The following is a 14,038-nucleotide window of genomic DNA, read 5'->3' on the forward strand; positions in this document are numbered from 1 at the left end:
TTCGCGTTCGGCTTTGTCATGATGACCGTGGGCACTTCCAGGGGGAGAGGGCACGAGTTGGACGCACTCGAGCAGGCGCACCGGCGCGGCCGGGTCGTCGGCGTCCTCGCCCTGATCCTGGTCCTGCTGTTCGGGGCCACCATCGGCGCCTCGTTCGGTCATTCCGGCGCGGGCCATCACCTGCTCGGCCAGGCCGCCAACCACGAGGCGTGGTCCGGCGGGCCCGACGAGCAGCACCCGCTGGTGCTGCACACCGAGGGCGAGCAGGTCGAGACGCCCGACGCCGACGGCACCGCCGTCGCCCACAGCACGTCCCTCACGTTGCCGACCCTTCTGGTCGTCCTCCTCGACGACCGGCCCGCCGGTGGCCGCGCGGCACCGGCGCCACAACGGGCCGAACTGCAGGTCTGGCGCACGTAGATCGCTCCCCCCACCCCGTCGTTGTTGTTGGGCAGATCGAGACGGTTGGAGTGATGTCCATGTCCGCATCCGCGGACTTCCCATGCGTGCGCTCGGTCATCCTGACCGGCGCTTCCCGAGGGCTGGGTGCAGCCCTGTTCCAGACTTTGCAGGCCGACGGCGCTCGCGTCCTCGGCCTCGCTCGTACGTTCCCCGCCGATCAGCAGGCCCTCGCAGCGCAGCGACCGGCCTCGATCCGGCTACTGGCGACCGATCTCGGTGACACCGGGACCGGCGACGTCAGCCCCGACGGACTCGGGCTGGCCGGCGGCGGCCTCCCGGCGGCGGCCGACCTCACCGCCTTCGTCAACGAGCCGGGCGAGCCCGGGCCGGCCGACGAGATCGTGCTCCTGCTCAACGCCGCGACGATCGAGCCGATCGCCCTCGCCGGCAGCCTGCCGCCGGAGGCGGTGCTCGCCGCGGTCAACCTCAACCTCGTTGCCCCCATCCTGCTCACCAACCTGTTCCTGGCGGCTTTCCGGAACAGCGAGGCGCGGCTGCGCATCGTCTACGTCGCCTCGTCGGCGGCACACCGGGCGTACCCCGGCTGGGCGACGTACTGCGCCACCAAGGCCGGGGCCGAGGCGTTCATGCGCTGCGTCAGCGAGGCGGCGATCCGTCCGTGCGAGGTCGAGCTGGTCGACCCCGGTGCGATGGAGACGCAGATGCAGCAGGCGCTGCGCGACCGGGGCAACGGGCTGCCCGGACACGCCCGCCTGGTCGAGCGGCACCGGGTCGGCGACATCGGCGACCCGCTCACGGTGGCGAAGGGCATCATCGACCGCCACTTCCCGCCACTCGTCGCGGTGGCGTAGCCCCACCGGGCCGGCGGGACACCATGTGTGGCCGTCCGGCCCGGCGGGTACCGTCACCGCATGCCTGAAGCGCCGCCCGTGTTCGTCGTCATGGGGGTCGCCGGGACCGGGAAGACCACGGTCGGCGCCCTGCTCGCGGGCCGGCTGGGCTGGGTCTACGCGGAGGCCGACGACTTCCATCCACCCGCGAACGTCGCGAAGATGTCGGCCGGTCAGCCCCTCACCGACGCCGACCGCCGCCCCTGGCTGGACGCCATCGGCCGGTGGATCGACGAGCGCGCCGCGGCCGGCGAGCCGGGCGTCGTCACCTGTTCCGCGCTGAAGCGCTCCTACCGCGACCAGTTGCGCGCCGGCCGCCCGCAGGTGCGCGTGGTGTTCCTGGACGGCTCCCGCGAGCTGATCGCGCGCCGGCTCATCGCCCGCCACGGCCACTTCATGCGCGTGGACATGCTCGACAGCCAGTTTGCCGACCTGGAGCGGCCCGAGCCGGACGAGGCCGTGACCGCGGTGTCGGTCGAGCCGTCGCCCAACGAGATCGTCGAGGCGGTCCTGAAGGCGCACCCCGACGCGGGCTAGCGCAAACCTGCCCCGGATTGCCCGGATTCGCGGTGCAATGGGAATCATGGGGTGGCTGTCCCGCTGGATCGGCAACCGCGCGGTCCGCACCAAGGTGCTCTTCGTCGTCGCCGTGCTCGGCGCGGTCGCGCTCGGCACCGGCGCGCAGTCGGCGGTGCGCATGCGCGAGATGAACCAGGAGGCCCAGCTGCTGTACCACGAGGGCCTCGTCCCCCTCCAGCGGATCAACGAGGTGCTGTACGCCCTCTTCGACGTCCGGGTCAACGTCCTCAACCACGGCATCTCGGACGGCAGTGCCGCGACGGCCCGCTACGAGCAGCTCATCGAGGCCGGCTACGACTCGTTCGACGACCGCCTGGCGATCTACGAGGCGAACGCCGGTGCGTCCGAGGAGATGTCCGGCGAGCTGCGCCAACTCTTCGACCGGTACCGCACGGTGATCGACGGCGAGTTCCTGCCCGCCAGCCGCCGGGGCGACGACGCCGAGCTCGCCCGGATCCACGACGAGGTCACCGGCCCGCTCGTCACCGAGGCGGTCGACGTCGTGGTGCGCATCGGCGCCGCCGAGCGGGCCGTGGCGCAGCACCGGCTGGGCGCGACCCACGACGCGTACCGCTCGGCGCAGGTCTGGACCTGGTCGCTGCTCGGCACCGGCCTGCTGCTGGCCGTGGTCGTCGCACTGCTCGTCGCCGGCCAGCTGGTCCGGGCCGTGCGCCGCGTGTCGCACGTCGTGGCCGGCCTGGCCGTCGGCGACCTGACCCGCACCGCCGACGTCACCAGCCGCGACGAGCTGGGCCGGATGGCCGGCGAGCTGAACACAGCGACCGGCCGGCTGCGGGCGTCGATGGCGGCCGTGGAGGAGAACAGCCACGCCCTCGCCGGGGCGGCCCAGGAGCTGTCGGCGGTGAGCAACGACATCGCGGCGACCGCCGAGCGCGGCAGCGCCCAGGCGGCAACCGTGTCGGCGGCCGCCGGCGAGGTCTCCGGCAACGTCCGGACGGTCTCGGCCGGCACGGTGGAGATGGGCTCGGCGATCGCCGAGATCGCGCGCAGCGCCGCCGAGGCCGCCCGGGTCGCCGGGGCCGGGGTGAGCGGCGCCCGGACGGCCGGCGAGACGATCGCCGAGCTCGGCCGGTCGAGCGCGGAGATCGGCACCGTCCTGCGGACGATCACCGCGATCGCCGAGCAGACCAACCTGCTCGCCCTGAACGCGACGATCGAGGCGGCCCGGGCCGGCGCGGCCGGCAAGGGCTTCGCGGTCGTGGCCGGCGAGGTCAAGGACCTGGCCCAGGAGACGGCCCGGGCGACCGGCGACATCTCGGCCCGCATCGACGCGATCCAGGGCGCCGCCGCCGCGGCCGCGACCGCCGTCACCCGGATCGCCGACGTCATCACCGAGACCAGCCAGCACTCGACCACGATCGCCGCGGCCGTCGAGGAGCAGAGCGCGACGACGGCCGAGATGACCCGCAACGTCGCCGAGGCGGCGGGCGGCGCCGACCGGATCGCCGGCACCGTCGGGTCGCTCGCCGAGGCGGCCCGGCTGACCTCGGCCGGCGTCACGCAGGCCCGGGCCGCGGCCGAGGATCTCGCCCGGATGTCGGCCGAACTGCGCGGCGTGGTGTCCCGGTTCCAGCTCGTCTGACCTATTTCCGGAATCGCCGCGGGACAATTCTCCGAACGGTGGACCGGGACGCACCCGAATTGCGCCGCTCCCGGAACGCTCGGGGGGTGAATTCCGGAAGTATTGCGCCGCTTTTCCGGCCGGACCGAATTGCTTCGACCGGGTCCGGAAATGCATTCAGCGGTCGCCGCGCAGCTTTCCGTATACGAGCACGTCGCGCCACGTCCCGTCGCGGAAGTCCGCCGAGCGCAGGATGCCCTCGCTGAGGAAGCCGACCTTCTCCAGGGCCTTCTGCTCGGCGATGTTCTCCGGCTGGGTCCGCGCCTCGATGCGCGGCGCCGGGCTCGTCGCGAACAGGTGGTCGCACAGCAGCGTCTGGGCCCGCCAGCCGACCCCGCGGCCGCGCCACTCCGGCAGCAGGACGATGCCGATGCTCCAGTACCGCGACAGCCCCGCCCCGACCGCCTCCCAGCTCACGAAGCCGGCCGCGGTCTCGTCGGCCTCGACCATCAGCCGGCCGTCGTCGGCGCCGAGGTACCCGTCGTCGGCGAACCGCCGCGCCGGCCCCGACGGGTCGTGATAGCCGGTCCACGCCGCCCCCGCCAGCCCCGGCTCGGTGACGAACCGGCGGAACATCGCCAGATCGCCCTCGACCACCGGCCGCAGCCGCACCCAGGTCTTCGTCACCACGCCCCACCTCGCTCGCCGGACAAGATCGCCCGCCATCCTCGCCGATGAACGCGGGGAAAGCCATCCGGCGACCGCCCGCGATCGCATGGACGGCCGTCGGGCGCCGGTCGGGACGACCGCCCGCGATCGCGCCACGCTACCGTGTGTCGCCATGGCCGTCGATGTCTTCACGCACATGTTCGCCGTCGCCGCCGACCCGGACGCGGTCCACGCCCACCTCGCCGACCCCGAGTCGTACGTCGGCCTGTCCCCGCTGGTCGTCGAGGTCCGCGACATCGAACGGGACGGCGACACGGTGCGGTACACGGCGGTCGAGCGCTTCGGGCTCTACCGCAACCGCATCCGGGTCACCATGACGCTCGCCGAGCGGCAGGTGACCAGCGAGGTCGTCAGCCCCGGCCGGGTCCGGCTGCGGGCGGTCGTCGACCTGGCGCCGGACGGCGACGGCACCGAGGTCACCGAGACGGTCACCGTCACGTCGCCGGCGCTGCTGCGCCGGTTCGTCAGCGGCCAGGCCCGCTCGGTGCAGCTGCGGCGGGCCGCCGAACTGGCCCGCCGGTTCTCCTCATGAGGTCCGCAGGTGCGGCGCGATCTCCTGCCGGACGAGCTCGAACGAGCGGATGCGCGCCTTCAGGTCGTACACCATGCAGGTCAGCATGAACTCGTCCGCCTGCGTCTGTTCCAGCAGCTCCGTGAGCTGGCGGCGGGCCGTCGCGGGCGAGCCCAGGGCCTGCCCGGCCCGCCGCTCCAGGACGAACTCGCGCTCCCGCGGCGTGTACGGGTAGGCGGCCGCCTCCTCCGGCGTGGCGAGCGCCTCCGGGCGGCCCGAGCGCAGCCGCAGGAACGACAGCGAGGCCGGCCCGGCCAGGAACTCGGCCTCCTCGTCGGTCTCGGCGACGGTCGCGCTGACGGCCACCATCGCGTACGGCCGGTCGAGCACCTCCGACGGGCGGAACGTGCGCCGGTACAGCTCCAGGGCGGGCAGCGTGTTCTGCGAGCTGAAGTGGTGCGCGAACGCGAACGGCAGGCCCATCAGCCCGGCGAGCTGCGCGCTGAACCCGCTGGACCCGAGCAGCCACACCTCCGGCCGTTCCCCGTGGCCCGGGGACGCCAGGATGCGTTCGCCGCCCGTGAAGTACCCGATGAGCGACTGCAGCTCCTCGGGGAAGTTCTCCGCCGACAGGCCCTCCATCGTGCGGCGCAGGGCGAGCGCCGTGTACTGGTCGGTGCCGGGCGCGCGGCCGATGCCCAGGTCGATGCGGCCCGGGTGGAGCGCCTCCAGGGTGCCGAACTGCTCGGCGACCACCAACGGCGCGTGGTTGGGCAGCATCACGCCGCCGGAGCCGACCCGGATCGTCGTGGTGGCGGCGGCGAGGTGCGCGAGCAGCACCGCGGGTGAGGAGCTGGCGATGGCCGGCATGTTGTGGTGCTCGGCGACCCAGAAGCGCCGGTATCCCAGCGCCTCCGTGCGCCGCGCCAGCTCGGTGGTGAATCGCAGCGCCTCGCCGGCGGAGCCGTTCGCGGCCACGGGCGCGACGTCGAGGACGGAAAGCGGAAGCTCGGTCACAAACCATGGTCAACACCGCGGACCCGGCGGCTATTCCCCTACGCTGCGGCGGACGGGTGATGTGCGGGCGAACGCGCCGGAGCCGGTGGAGCAGCCCAGCGCCAGGCGAGCCACACGATCGACGCCGTGGCGGCGATCTCGAACACGCTGTAGAAGACGTAGTACGCCGTCGGCGTCCCGACGAAGAGCGTCGCGGCCTGCACGAGCGTCATGACGGCGCCGGCGACGAGGTTGGCGATCCGGTTCGCGCGGAACGGCAGCAGCAGCGACAGCAGCACCATGGCGATCGGGATCTCCATGAGCACGCCGGCGCCGAACAGGAACCCGGGCGTGATCCGCATCCCGTCGACCTCGCGGTCGAGCAGGCCGTTGAGCACGTCGGCATCCATGTGCCCGAGCACGTCGCAGTAGAGGTAGTTGAGGACGGCGAAGGTCCACAGCGCGGAGAGTCTGGTCACGGCTTCCGACGGTAGGGATCGCGCGTCCGCGGGCCCACCCTCCGCGGAGGGAACCGGCCTGGTCGCGAGAGGGAAACGCCGGCGGCGGCCGCCCGGGGACGACCGCCGCCTTCGCGATGACCTACGCGTGCCGCCCGCGTGACCGGGCGAACACCGGCGCCAGGCTCAGCACCAGCCCGACCACCGCCACCACGGCCACCAGGTCGATCCCCGGCCGGTAGTGCGCGAACGAGGCCGCCACCCCCGACACCAGCGCCGTCACGAGGGCCAGGACGAGCGCCGCCCCGACCTGCCCCGACGTCTGCACCAGCCCGCTGGCCAGGCCCTGCTCGCTGTCCGCGATCCCGTCCGTGGCCTGGGCCATGATCGCGCTGAAGCCGAACGCGAAGCCGCCACCCAGCAGCAGCATCGTCGGCAGGGTCGACAGCAGGTAGGCAGGGCGGTCGCCCGCCGTGAGCAGGAACCAGCCGTAGCCGAGGCTCATCGACAGCATCGACGAGACGATCAGCGGCCCCGTCCCGTACCGCGTGACCAGCCGTCCGACGAACGGCGACGCGAACGCCACCAGCAGGCCCGCCGGCAGCAGCGCCAGTGCCATCCGCAGCGGGGACCAGTGCAGCACGTCCTGGAGGTACAGCGTCATCATGAACTGGAAGCTCAGGTAGGACCCGAAGAGCGCCACCATGCTCACGTTGGCCCGCACGATCGCGCCCACCCGCAGGATGCCGAGGCGGATCAGCGGGTGCGGCACCGTCAGCTCCACGAGCACGAAGCCGGCCAGGAGCAGCGCCGCGACCACGGCCGAGCCGATCGTCACCGGGTCCAGCCAGCCGCGCGCGGGCGCGGACACCACGGTGTAGACGGCCAGGAGCATGCCGCCGACGAGGGTCACCGCGCCGGCCAGGTCGTGCCCGCCCTCCGCGGCCGGGCGGTCCCGCGGGATGAGCAGCGCGCCGGCCACGAGCGCGCCGATCGCGATCGGCACCGGGATGAGGAACGTCCAGCGCCAGCCGACGCTGGTGAGCAGGCCGCCGAGGATGAGCCCGGAGGAGTACCCGCTCGCGCCGAACACCGAGAACACCGACAGCGCCCGGTTGCGCGCCGGCCCCTCCGGAAACGTCGTGGTGAGGATGGACAGGGCGGTCGGCGCCGTGAAGGCCGCGGCGAGCCCCTTCACGAACCGCGTGGCGATGAGCAGCGTCCCGTCGTCGACCAGCCCGCCGACGAGCGACGCCACCGCGAACACCCCGAGCGCGACGAGGAAGACCCGCCGCCGCCCGAGCAGGTCCGCGGTGCGCCCGCCGAGGAGCAGCAGGCCGCCGTACCCGAGCACGTACCCGTTGACGATCCACTGCAGGGAGGTCGTCGACAGCCCGAGCTCGGCGCCGATGGAGGGCAGTGCCACGCCGACCATCGAGACGTCGAGCGCGTCGAGGAAGAGCACCGCGCACAGCACGGCGAGCACGCCCCACAGCCGGGTGGGGTTGACCGGTGGGGCCGCGGCTTCCGCACGAACCCCCGTGAGTGTCGTAGTCACGGTTGGCGACACTAGATGCACGCGCATCCAATGTCCACGCACAAGATGCTCAAGCATTTAATGCTCGCGCATTTTCACCCGGCGAGGAGTAGGATGCGGCGCATGACGTCGGAGGGGGTGCTGGTCGAACGCTGGCGTTCCCTGCTGACCAGCTACAACGAGGTGGCCGGCCACCTGGAGCGCGCCCTGCAGGACCGGCACGGCCTGACCCTGAGCGAGTTCGAGATCCTCGATCGTCTCATCGCGCAGGAGTGTGAGAAGCGCCGCATGCAGGACCTGGCCGCCGACATGTACCTCAGCCAGAGCGCCCTGTCCCGCGCCGTCGCCCGCCTGGAGAAGGCCGGCCTGGTCGAGCGCGCCCTGTGCGAGGCCGACCGCCGCGGCGTCTTCGTGAAGATCACCGAGCCGGGCCTGGCCCGCCACACCGCGGCCCGCGCCACCCACCTGGCGATCCTGGCCGAGCACCTGCAGCCGGCATAGCGACTCGGGCCCGCCCGGTTCGGCCCGGTTCAGCCCGGTTCGGCCCGGTTCGGCGAGTTGACCTTGGTGGATCACCGTCGCCGGGGCGACCGAAACCCACCAAGGTCAACTCGACCTGGGAGCCGCGCGGGTCACCCGGTCTCGCCCCACAGCCGGAGGCGGGCCATACCGCCGTCGGGGTACACGTCGAGGCGCACGTGGGTGGCCGCGCGGGTGGCGTCGACCCGGAACCGGTGCCGGGTGTCGGGCTGCAGGCGGGTGCGCGGCAGCAGGTCGAACCAGTCGGCCTGGTCCGTCGTGCCGCGCAGCCGGGCCCAGCCGGGCGCGTTGCCCTTGAAGTGGGTGGTGTCCAGCTCGGCCAGCCGGACCCGCCCGGCGGCGGCGAGGCGGACCAGCACCCAGTCGTTGCCGTCGTCGCGGCGGCGGGCCGTCTCCCAGCCCTCGCCCATGATCCGGGCCTGGCCGGGCAGGATGAGGTTGTTGGGGGAGCCGTAGAACCGGTTGCTGCAGTCCACGACCAGCCCGCCGAGCTCCAGCGCGGCCAGGTCGACCGTCATGCCGTGCAGCAGCGCCGGGTCGGGCACGACCGTGCCGTGCACGCGCAGGCGGGCCACGCCGCCGTCGGGGTAGATGTTGAGCCGCACGTGGGTGACGCGCGGGCCGGGCGTGACCTCGAACGGGTTCTGCGTGTCGCCGCGCACCGGCGAGCGGGGGACGAGCGGCACCCATTCCGCGAGCGCCAGCTCCGCGGGCGACGGGTAGCCCGCCACCGCGCAGCCGTCGACCGAGACGTACGGCGGGAAGTTGCCCGTGAAGTGCGCGGTGTCGACGACCACGCCGTGGACCACGCCCGGCGCGCCCAGCCGGACGACCGCCCAGTCGTGGCCGGGCTCGCGCCGGCGGCGGGTCTCCCAGCCGTCGTAGACCTTCCCCTTGGGGCCGTACGTCCAGGTCTCGAACGTCGACGGGTCGGGGTTCACCAGGTTGTCGCGGGCGGCGAAGAACTCGTCGTTGGCGTCGACCACGCCACCGCCGAGCAGTCGCGAGGCCAGGTCGGGCAGCTCAGTGAACGTCACGGCGCAGGAACCTCCCTCGTGGATCATCCCCCACCGGAGCGCCCCGCAGCCAGGTGCGGTGCACCACGCCCGAGAGCGGCGTGGCGGCATAGGGCGTGACGGGATGCCGGTGGTACAGCCGGGACGGATCGACGACGAACGAGCCCGTGGGATCGAAGGCCACGAGATCCGCGTCGGCGCCGACGACCAGCCGCCCCTTGGTGCGCAGCCCCACCAGGTCCGCCGGGCCGGTCGACATCCAGCGCACGACGTCGGCGAGGGTGAAGCCGCGCTCGCGGGCCGCGGTCCACATCACCGGCAGCCCCAGCTGCAGCGACGCGATCCCGCCCCACGCCGCGGCGAAGTCGCCGGAGTCCCGCCGCTTCAGCGCGGGCGTGCTCGGCGAGTGGTCGGACACCACGATCGAGATCGTCCCGTCGGCCAGCCCCGCCCACAGCCCGTCCTGGTTGCCGGGGTCGCGGATCGGCGGGCAGCACTTGAACTCGGTCGCCCCGTCGGGGACGGCGAGCCCGTCGAGCGTCAGGTAGTGCGGGCACGTCTCGGCGCTGGCCCGCACACCGTCCTCCCGCGCCTGCCGCAGCAGCCGCAGCGCGTCGGCGGCCGACAGGTGCAGGATGTGCACCCGGGCGCCGGCGGTCGCCGCGGCCGACAGCGCGGTGCCGACGGCCGACACCTCGGCCGCCGGCGGCCGGGAGGCCAGGAAGTCGGCGTAGGCGCGCGACGGCGGCGCCGGCCGCAGCGCCGCGGGGTCCTCGGCGTGGACGACGAACAGCGCGTCGACGGCCGCGAAAGCCAGTCCGAGACCGGCCGCGTCGAGCGGCGGGAACTCGGGCACGCCGGAGTCGACGAGGAAGCTCTTGAACCCGAACACCCCGGCCTCGTGCAGCGCCGGCAGGTCGCCCGCGTTGCCGGGGACGGCGCCGCCCCAGAACCCGACGTCGACGAAGCACTGGCCGGCGGCCGCGGCCTGCTTCTCGCGCAGCGCGGCGACCGACGTGGTGGGCGGCAGCGAGTTCAGCGGCATGTCGACGATCGTCGTCACGCCGCCGGCCGCGGCCGCGCGGGTGGCGGTGGCGAAGCCCTCCCACTCGGTGCGGCCGGGCTCGTTGACGTGCACGTGGGTGTCGACGAGCCCGGGCAGCAGCGCCAGGTCGGCGAGGTCGGTGTCGCAGGGCGCGTCGTACGGCCCGATCGCCGCGATGCGCTCGCCGTCGACGGTGAGGGTGGCCGGGCGCGGGCCTTGCGGGAGGTGCACCTGCTTCGACCGCAGCGTGAAGCTCACAAGGCCTCCAGGTCCTCGATCGGATGGCCCAGGTCGTCGCGCCGCAGCGCGCCGCAGTGCAGCCCGCGGAGCAGGAAGCGGGCGATCGCCCGGGCGGTGGCCGGCTCGTCGAGGACGCCCGACGCGCGGCGGGCCAGGTAGTCGTCGAGGCGGCGGCGGGCCGGCGGCAGGCCGTCGAGGTAGAACTGGAAGGTCGCGGCGAACCGGGTGACGAGCTGCGCGGGGTGCAGGTCCCAGCCCTGGTGGAGACCGCGCTCCAGGCTGCGGCGCACCAGCCGGGCGTGCAGGTCCCAGGCCGCGTGCACCTCCTGCGGCGAGCCGACCGGCAGCACGTTGCTGGAGCCGTCGCTGACGTGCACGCCGGTGCCGGCGACCGCGACCTGCATGACCGCCTTGGCGTGGTCGGCGACCGGGTGCTCCAGCGACTGCTGGCCGGGGGCGATCCCGAGCGCGGTGCTGTAGTCGTAGGTGCCGTAGTGGAAGCCGGCGAGCCGGCCGTGCGAGCGCACGATCATCTCGGGCAGCGGCGAGCGGCCGTCGGCGCCGAGCACCGCCTGCGGGGTCTCGACCTGCAGCTCGAATCGCAGCGTGCCGTCGGCCAGCCCGTGCGCGTGCTCCAGCTGCCGGCACAGCAGCACCGCGACGTCGGCGTGCGCCGCCGAGGTCGCCTTCGGGAACGTGACGACGAACCCGGGCGGCGGCGGGCCGAGGCCGGTCAGGAACGCGTCGACGGTGCGGGCGGCCCGGTCCACGGTGGACGGTTCGAGGCTCTTGCAGCGCAGCCCGGAGAACGGCGGCGCGCCCGCGCGCAGGGCGGCCCCGGCCGCCAGCGCGTCCTGGTCCTCGGTGTCCCGGTAGCCGTAGCCGTCCTCGAAGTCGACCCGCAGGTCCTCGATCGGCTCGGCCGCCAGCTTGGCCAGCACCATGTCCACAGTGGACGCCGGGAAACCGGCCGGCGGGCCGTGGTCGCGCACGGCGTCGCGGGCGGCCGCGCCCCACGCCGCGACCGTCCCCGCGTCGAACCGGTCGGCGGGCACGTAGGCGGTGTGCACCGGCCGGCGCGCCACCACCTCGTCGACCTGGCCGGGCAGCAGCAACCGGTCGAGGTGCTCGGCGGCGGCTCGCAGCTCGTCGAGGTCCCGCTCCGACAGCGCCATCAGGTCCCCGTGAGGTGCTCGGGCCGCACCGGCACGCGCTTGAGCGGCAGGCCGGTCGCGGCGCGGATCGCGGCGACGACCGCCGGCGTCGACGAGATCGTCGGCGGCTCGCCGACCCCGCGCAGCCCGTACGGGGCCGAAGGATCGCCCAGCTCCAGCACGTCGATGCGCATCGGCGGCACGTCGAGGATGGTCGGGATGAGGTAGTCGGTGAACGACGGGTTGCGGATCTTCCCGCCGACGACCTGGATCTCCTCCATGACGGCCAGGCCGAGGCCCTGCGCGGTGCCGCCGGCGATCTGGCCGCGCACCGACTGCGGGTGCAGCGCCCGGCCGACGTCCTGCGCGGTGGCGATCTCGACGACGCGCACCAGGCCCAGCTCCACGTCGACGTCGACGACCGCCCGGTGGGCCGCGAACGCGTACTGCACGTGGGCGTCGCCCTGCCCGGTCGCCGGGTCGATCGGGAACGTCGGCCGGTGCCGCCACTCGACGGTCCGCTCGATCGGCTCGTCCGCGAGCACGTCGGCGAGGTCGGCGACCACCCCCTCGGCGGCGACGACCTTTCCGCCCTCGAGGGATGCGTCGGTGCGGCCGACGCGCCGCAGCACCTCGTCGCGCACGGCCGCGCACGCCGCCCGGACGGCGCCGCCGGTCACGTACGTCTGCCGCGACGCCGACGACGACCCGGCGCTGCCGACCGAGGTGTCGGCCGTCGCCACCGTGACCTGCTCGACGCCCAGCTCGGTGCGGGCGATCTGGGCCTGCACGGTGACCAGCCCCTGCCCGACCTCGGCGGCGGCGGTGTGCACGACGACGGCCGGCTCGCCGCCGACCACCTCCAGCCGCACGCGCGCCGTCGAGTAGTCGTCGAAGCCCTCGGAGAAGCCGACGTTCTTGATGCCGATGCCGTAGCCGACGCCCCGCCGCACGCCCTCGCCGTGGGTCGTGTTGGCCACGCCGCCCGGCAGCTCGCGCGGGTCGCCGCTCGCCCCGGCCGGCAGCGGCTCGGCCCGGACCCGGCGCAGCAGCTCGGCGACCGGCGCCGGGCCCTCGACGACCTGCCCGGTCGGCATGGTGTCGCCGGGTTCGAGGGCGTTGCGCACCCGCAGCTCGACCGGGTCGAGGCCGAGCCGCTCGGCCAGCTTGTCCATCTGCGACTCGTAGGCGAAGCAGGCCTGCACCGCGCCGAAGCCGCGCATCGCACCGCAGGGCGGGTTGTTCGTGTAGACGGCGTAGCCGTCCATCGTCACGTTGGGCACCCGGTACGGCCCGACGCCGAGCGTGGTCGCGTTGGCGACGACCGCCATCGACGTGGACGCGTAGGCGCCGCCGTCGAGCACGATGCGGGCCTTCACGTAGACCAGCTTGCCGTCCTCGTCGGCGCCGTGCTCGTAGGCCAGCTTCGCCGGGTGCCGGTGCACGTGCCCGAAGAAGGACTCCTCCCGGGAGTACACCATCTTCACCGGCCGCCCGGTGTGCAGGGCGAGCATGCAGGCGTGGACCTGCATCGACACGTCCTCGCGCCCGCCGAACGCGCCGCCGACGCCGGCCAGGCTGAGCCGCACCTTGTCCGGCGGCAGCCCGAGACAGTCGGCGACCTGCCCGAGGTCGCCGTGCAGCCACTGGGTGGCGACGAACAGGTCGACGCCGCCGTCCTCGGCCGGGATCGCGAGGCCGGACTCCGGCCCGAGGAAGGCCTGGTCCTGCATGCCGACCTCGTACTCGCCGGTGACCACGACGGGTGCGGTCGCATCCGGGTCGCCCTTGCGGATCGGCACGTGCCGCAGCAGGTTGCCCGCCTCGTGCACCCGGTCGGTGGCGGGGTCGAGCGCTATCTCGCCGTCGACGACGGGCGGCAGCACCTCGTACTCGACCACGATCCGGGCCGCGGCCCGCCGCGCCGTCTCCGGGTGGTCGGCGGCGACGATCGCCACCGGCTCCCCGGCGTAGCGCACCTGGCCCATCGCGAGCACGGGCTGGTCGCGGTGTTCCAGGCCGTACCGCTTGTGCCCCGGAACGTCGTCGGCGGTGAGCACGGCGTGGACCCCGGTGGTCGCAACCGCCCCGGTGAGGTCGACGCGCACGATCCGGGCCCGCGGGTGCGGGCTGCGCAGGGTCGCACCCCACAGCATCCGGTCGGCCCACAGGTCCGACGAGAACGCGAACTCCCCGGTGACCTTGAGCGTGCCGTCCGGCCGCACCGGCGAGGCCCCGATCCCGGCCCTGCTCCCTTGCTCGGTCGCCGTAGTGCCCATCGCGCTCATCCCCCCACCCCCTCCGCGTCGATCTTGCACTTGTGGTGCCTGACAAACCC

General features: G+C 73.8%; 14 protein-coding genes. 6 read left to right on the top strand and 8 right to left on the bottom strand.

Features of this window, described 5'->3' with window-relative positions:
- The first annotated feature begins 57 nt into the window (after window positions 1-57).
- Genes IEZ31_RS02805 through IEZ31_RS02820 form a run of 4 tightly spaced genes read left to right on the top strand, consistent with a single transcriptional unit; the run spans window position 58 to window position 3,495 of the window.
- Window positions 58-420, top strand: coding sequence for a hypothetical protein (locus IEZ31_RS02805; protein WP_190248108.1), 363 nt, complete (start codon window positions 58-60; stop codon window positions 418-420).
- A gap of 59 nt (window positions 421-479) precedes the next feature.
- Window positions 480-1,274 (top strand): SDR family NAD(P)-dependent oxidoreductase, encoded by a 795-nt coding sequence (locus IEZ31_RS02810; protein ID WP_190248109.1) that lies wholly within the window; start codon window positions 480-482, stop codon window positions 1,272-1,274.
- Between the two features lie 60 nt (window positions 1,275-1,334).
- Window positions 1,335-1,850, top strand: coding sequence for a gluconokinase (locus IEZ31_RS02815; protein ID WP_190248110.1), 516 nt, complete (start codon window positions 1,335-1,337; stop codon window positions 1,848-1,850).
- 46 nt (window positions 1,851-1,896) lie between these two features.
- Entirely contained in the window at window positions 1,897-3,495 is a 1,599-nt protein-coding gene (locus IEZ31_RS02820) for a methyl-accepting chemotaxis protein (RefSeq protein ID WP_190248111.1), read from the top strand.
- A gap of 156 nt (window positions 3,496-3,651) precedes the next feature.
- Here the strand turns inward: IEZ31_RS02820 and IEZ31_RS02825 are convergent, their stop codons facing one another.
- The gene (locus tag IEZ31_RS02825; protein WP_229834024.1) at window positions 3,652-4,161 is read right to left on the bottom strand and encodes a GNAT family N-acetyltransferase; all 510 of its coding nucleotides are present in this window, start codon (window positions 4,159-4,161) and stop codon (window positions 3,652-3,654) included.
- 154 nt (window positions 4,162-4,315) lie between these two features.
- Here IEZ31_RS02825 and IEZ31_RS02830 point away from each other — a divergent pair, with 154 nt between their 5' ends.
- Window positions 4,316-4,735 carry an SRPBCC family protein gene (locus IEZ31_RS02830; protein WP_190248113.1) on the top strand — a complete coding sequence of 140 codons (420 nt, stop codon included), beginning with the start codon at window positions 4,316-4,318 and terminating at the stop codon, window positions 4,733-4,735.
- On the opposite strand, the gene IEZ31_RS02835 is transcribed toward IEZ31_RS02830, so the two are convergent.
- The 3 genes from IEZ31_RS02835 to IEZ31_RS02845 all read right to left on the bottom strand — a co-directional run bounded on the left by IEZ31_RS02835 (window position 4,730) and on the right by IEZ31_RS02845 (window position 7,726).
- Complete coding sequence (locus IEZ31_RS02835) at window positions 4,730-5,731, bottom strand: LLM class flavin-dependent oxidoreductase (protein ID WP_190248114.1); 1,002 nt, start codon at window positions 5,729-5,731, stop codon at window positions 4,730-4,732. The genes IEZ31_RS02830 and IEZ31_RS02835 overlap by 6 nt on opposite strands.
- Window positions 5,732-5,769: 38 nt before the next feature.
- Window positions 5,770-6,189 (bottom strand): DUF6326 family protein, encoded by a 420-nt coding sequence (locus IEZ31_RS02840; protein WP_190248115.1) that lies wholly within the window; start codon window positions 6,187-6,189, stop codon window positions 5,770-5,772.
- Window positions 6,190-6,310: 121 nt separating this feature from the next.
- Window positions 6,311-7,726 carry an MFS transporter gene (locus tag IEZ31_RS02845; protein ID WP_229834026.1) on the bottom strand — a complete coding sequence of 472 codons (1,416 nt, stop codon included), beginning with the start codon at window positions 7,724-7,726 and terminating at the stop codon, window positions 6,311-6,313.
- 102 nt (window positions 7,727-7,828) lie between these two features.
- On the opposite strand from IEZ31_RS02845, the gene IEZ31_RS02850 reads away from it, so the two are divergent.
- Window positions 7,829-8,206, top strand: coding sequence for a MarR family winged helix-turn-helix transcriptional regulator (locus IEZ31_RS02850; RefSeq protein ID WP_190248117.1), 378 nt, complete (start codon window positions 7,829-7,831; stop codon window positions 8,204-8,206).
- A 131-nt stretch (window positions 8,207-8,337) separates the two neighbouring features.
- On the opposite strand, the gene alc is transcribed toward IEZ31_RS02850, so the two are convergent.
- The 4 genes from alc to pucD are packed head-to-tail and all read right to left on the bottom strand — an operon-like array spanning window position 8,338 to window position 13,979.
- A complete protein-coding gene (alc, locus tag IEZ31_RS02855; protein ID WP_229834028.1) occupies window positions 8,338-9,282 on the bottom strand; it encodes an allantoicase in 945 nt (314 codons plus the stop codon).
- The gene (gene allB / locus IEZ31_RS02860; RefSeq protein ID WP_190248119.1) at window positions 9,269-10,564 is read right to left on the bottom strand and encodes an allantoinase AllB; all 1,296 of its coding nucleotides are present in this window, start codon (window positions 10,562-10,564) and stop codon (window positions 9,269-9,271) included. The genes alc and allB overlap by 14 nt, the downstream gene beginning before the upstream one ends.
- Window positions 10,561-11,721, bottom strand: coding sequence for a DUF6986 family protein (locus IEZ31_RS02865; RefSeq protein WP_190248120.1), 1,161 nt, complete (start codon window positions 11,719-11,721; stop codon window positions 10,561-10,563). The genes allB and IEZ31_RS02865 overlap by 4 nt, the downstream gene beginning before the upstream one ends.
- Window positions 11,721-13,979, bottom strand: a complete 2,259-nt coding sequence (pucD, locus tag IEZ31_RS02870) for a xanthine dehydrogenase subunit D (protein WP_190248121.1) — start codon at window positions 13,977-13,979, stop codon at window positions 11,721-11,723. Before pucD ends, IEZ31_RS02865 begins: the two co-directional genes overlap by 1 nt.
- Between the last annotated feature and the right edge of the window lie 59 nt (window positions 13,980-14,038).

Source organism: Dactylosporangium sucinum, from assembly GCF_014647515.1.
In the GTDB taxonomy this organism is placed as follows: Bacteria; Actinomycetota; Actinomycetes; order Mycobacteriales; family Micromonosporaceae; genus Dactylosporangium; species Dactylosporangium sucinum.